We start from the raw sequence: 3554 nt of genomic DNA, 5'->3' as shown, positions 1-3554 counted from the left end.
TCCTGGCACATCTTTAGATGAACTCATCTGTGCCTACTGCGCTCAATAGTGTCTCTTTTTTATTTGAAATGACTATATTCAATATTGTCTAATCAAAAAGTTTGTAAGTTGTCGAGTATTTAATTTGTCTGCTTATTTTTATGGCAATCTTGTGGGTAGACACGAGCTCCTCCCAAAAGTTACAAACTAAATAGACAACAGACATAATATTACAGATTACCTTTAAGCCCGATCGCCGTGACAATAGTCCACGCATCCACCAACAGCAGCAGCAGCGTACAGAAGAGCAAAATAAGATACATCCAAGGCTGCGACAAAGGGCGAACATCTCTAGTATCAATACCTGTTTTTGCTTCCACCAAACCGACTAATTTAGCAAATCCAGCCACCCGCATTGGCAGCAAATAACCTTCACCAGAATGACTCAAAAAATAGTAAACTAAACCTCCTTGACCAGTCGTTCGAGGTTTGAGAGCTTTTACCTCAGTCCAAGGTAGCGACCAACCCTTGCGAAACCAACGCGGAAACCAGTTGGGATATGTGACTTCAATCCCTTCCTCGCTCAAAATTACCCTTTCACTGAGCACGCCGTAGAGGCCCACAGCCCCGACAAAAATTGCCGCCCAGAGTGCGGCAGGGGGAACCGGTGCTTGGGTTACTTCCGACAAAAACGGCAATGGAATTGTCAGGGCTGTGTACAAGCTCAACAGCGTGATTCTAATCAGGGGAGAAAGCCGGAATACCGCTGGCTCAAATACTGGGGCAGAAGATGGGGAAAGGGCGATCGGTTGTGCTGACATGGCTGAATTCGAGAAGCTGTGTAATGCTATTTTTGCACAGTTGTCGATCCCGCCAACAAAACTCAGGGAAATATGAAAAACCAGACAATCTTTGCAGTCGGGAGTTTCGATCTAAAATTCATTTCACAAACTTTGATTCTTAAGAGTTGAGTTTTTAACGCTTTGCTGAAGTTGGAATTTTGAGCGCGGAGTTATCAATTCACTGACAATTTATAACTCAAAACTCACAACTCCGATTAATCGACGGCGGTTAGTGCCGGTACAGTCAAAGGTTCTGAGATTTCTCGGGATTTGGGGCGGCCGGCCATTGCTGTTCGATCGCCCTGAACTGCCTCTGGCGATCTGCTAGGATTGACGTTTGAGTAGGGGCCTTCGTTAATCTGCAAGCGATCGCAAGGAATTTTATCCGACAAAATTGCACTAGCCATCATCCCGGTGTGAATTTCCAATGCTGCGGCCGGCATCGCTTCAAACACTAAGCGCTGTCCGGGAAACACCACTCGTTCAAAGTACCAGTTAGGAATGTTGGCGATGCGAGCAATCTGAATCTGACTGGTGGCGTTGACGTAGCAGCACAGAATCTTGCTGTCGGTGTCTGATGGTACGGGGTCAAGAATTTGAGCCATAACTGCTGAGGGAGCCTTGCCTAAAAGTTTTAGTTATCTTCTCAGGCTAACACTAGGCGATCCCAGCCTACTGTAAAGCCGACTACCAACTCCCTAACACATTAGAGACCTATCTCGCGAAAATTTGTATTTAGCCGGATAAATACGTGATTTTTGACTCTATGCTGGGATTTTCGGTCAAAATACGCTGTATTTACTTAAAAAGTAGCTTTTTCCTACTGCTGTTGCCGATCGACACCAACAAGCTCGGCCTTGAGTCCAATAGAAAAATTTAAGAATATTTAATATCAAATTGCGAAAATTAGACATATTGTAAAGTTATATTAAAAGAATATTAACATAGCTGAAAAAGTTCCACTTTAGGATATGGCAATCATGGAAAACCGAGAAAACCGAGTCCTGTACGTTCGCCTCCCTTGCAATCCTATTTTCCCGATCGGAGTTGTCTATCTTTCGGATCACGTACACAAGCTGTTTCCCAATGTCGAACAGCGCATTTTCGATTTAGGTGCCGTACCCCCCCTAGATTTCGCTAAAGCTTTAGATGCCAGCATAGACGAGTTTAAGCCGACTCTGCTGGTTTTCTCTTGGCGGGACATTCAAATTTACGCGCCCGTGGGCGGCAGGGGCGGCAACCCGCTGCAAAATGCCTTCGAGTTTTACTACGCCAAAAATCCGCTGATCAAGTTCCGGGGAGCCCTCGGAGGACTGCGTTTAGCAGCGTCTTACTACACCGAACTCTGGCGCAATTTGGGACTGATCAAGCGCGGATTGAAGCGGGCCCGGAAATACCGCCCCGAAGCTCGTGCAGTGGTGGGCGGTGGTGCTGTGAGCGTGTTTTACGAGCAGTTGGGACGCAGTTTGCCGTCTGGAACAGTGGTTTCGGTGGGGGAAGGCGAAGCTTTGCTGGAGAAGTTGATTAAGGGCGAAGATTTGGCCGAGGAAAGATGTTATGTGGTGGGAGAAACCGTCCCGCGCGCGAAGCTAATTCACGAAAAACCAGCCAACATCGAGAAAACTGCTTGCGATTATAACTACATCGAAACCATTTGGCCGGAATTTTCCTATTATCTACAAGATATGGACTTCTACGTCGGAGTCCAAACCAAACGCGGCTGTCCTCATAATTGCTGTTACTGCATTTATACGGTGATTGAAGGCAAGCAAGTGCGGATCAATCCGGCGGATGAGGTGGTGGCGGAGATTCGGCAATTGTACGATCGAGGTATCCGCAATTTCTGGTTTACCGACGCTCAATTTATCCCAGCACGCAAATTCATCGACGATGCGATCGAATTATTGCAAAAAATCATCGCCGCAGGCATGACTGACATACACTGGGCCGCTTACATCCGTGCGGACAATCTCACACCCGATTTGTGCGATTTGATGGTAAAAACGGGCATGAATTACTTTGAAATCGGCATCACCAGCGGTTCCCAGGAACTGGTTCGGAAAATGCGGATGGGCTACAACTTGCGAGTAGTTTTAGAGAATTGCCGCGATTTAAAAGCAGCCGGTTACAACGATGTGGTTTCCGTGAATTACTCGTTTAACGTCATTGACGAAACCTTTGAAACCATCCGGCAAACTATTGCTTATCACCGAGAATTAGAGCGAATTTTTGGAGCAGATAAAGTAGAACCCGCGATTTTCTTTATTGGGTTGCAGCCGCACACCATTTTGGAAGAATACGCCTTTAAACAGGAAATTCTGCAACCTGGTTACGATCCGATGAGTTTGATGCCTTGGACAGCGCGCAAATTGCTGTGGAATCCCGAACCTTTGGGTTCGTTTTTCGGACAAATTTGTTTGGAAGCGTGGCAGCGGAATTCCAATGATTTCGGCCGCGAAGTGATGGCAATTTTGGAGGAAAAACTCGGCTGTGCGGATTTGGAAGAAGCATTAACCGCGCCTGTGGAAATCAAAGACAAACAGTTGGCAGCAGTTAATTAATTACCAGGTTCGCAGTGATGACTACGGTTATTTAAAAAATGGGAAATGGGAGGAAAAATGTATCTTCTGTTTCCCTTTTTATTATTGACTAAATAGCCAGGGTAAACGCATCTAAATTAAGTTGACATAAAATCATATTTGTGCCTGAGTTATTCTCTGAAAAAACCCTTCT

Annotated in this window: 3 protein-coding genes; 1 reads left to right on the top strand and 2 read right to left on the bottom strand. The window is 45.8% G+C overall.

Annotated elements, in window-relative coordinates; genetic code table 11:
* Window positions 1-209: 209 nt before the first annotated feature.
* Both QUA53_RS28705 and QUA53_RS28700 read right to left on the bottom strand, forming a co-directional pair.
* Window positions 210-800: a hypothetical protein gene (locus QUA53_RS28705; RefSeq protein ID WP_333101247.1), complete on the bottom strand. Its 591-nt coding sequence runs from the start codon at window positions 798-800 to the stop codon at window positions 210-212.
* Window positions 801-1036: 236 nt separating this feature from the next.
* Window positions 1037-1426, bottom strand: a complete 390-nt coding sequence (locus tag QUA53_RS28700) for a DUF1830 domain-containing protein (protein ID WP_333067357.1) — start codon at window positions 1424-1426, stop codon at window positions 1037-1039.
* A 375-nt stretch (window positions 1427-1801) separates the two neighbouring features.
* Between QUA53_RS28700 and QUA53_RS28695 the strand changes: the two genes are divergently transcribed.
* Window positions 1802-3382 (top strand): photosystem II high light acclimation radical SAM protein, encoded by a 1581-nt coding sequence (locus QUA53_RS28695; RefSeq protein WP_333101249.1) that lies wholly within the window; start codon window positions 1802-1804, stop codon window positions 3380-3382.
* The last annotated feature ends 172 nt before the right edge of the window (window positions 3383-3554 follow it).

The organism is Microcoleus sp. Pol12B3, assembly GCF_036701355.1.
In the GTDB taxonomy this organism is placed as follows: Bacteria; Cyanobacteriota; Cyanobacteriia; order Cyanobacteriales; family Microcoleaceae; genus Microcoleus.
Note: the sequence above shows the minus strand (reverse complement) of the source record. Positions and strands in the feature narration are given on the sequence as shown.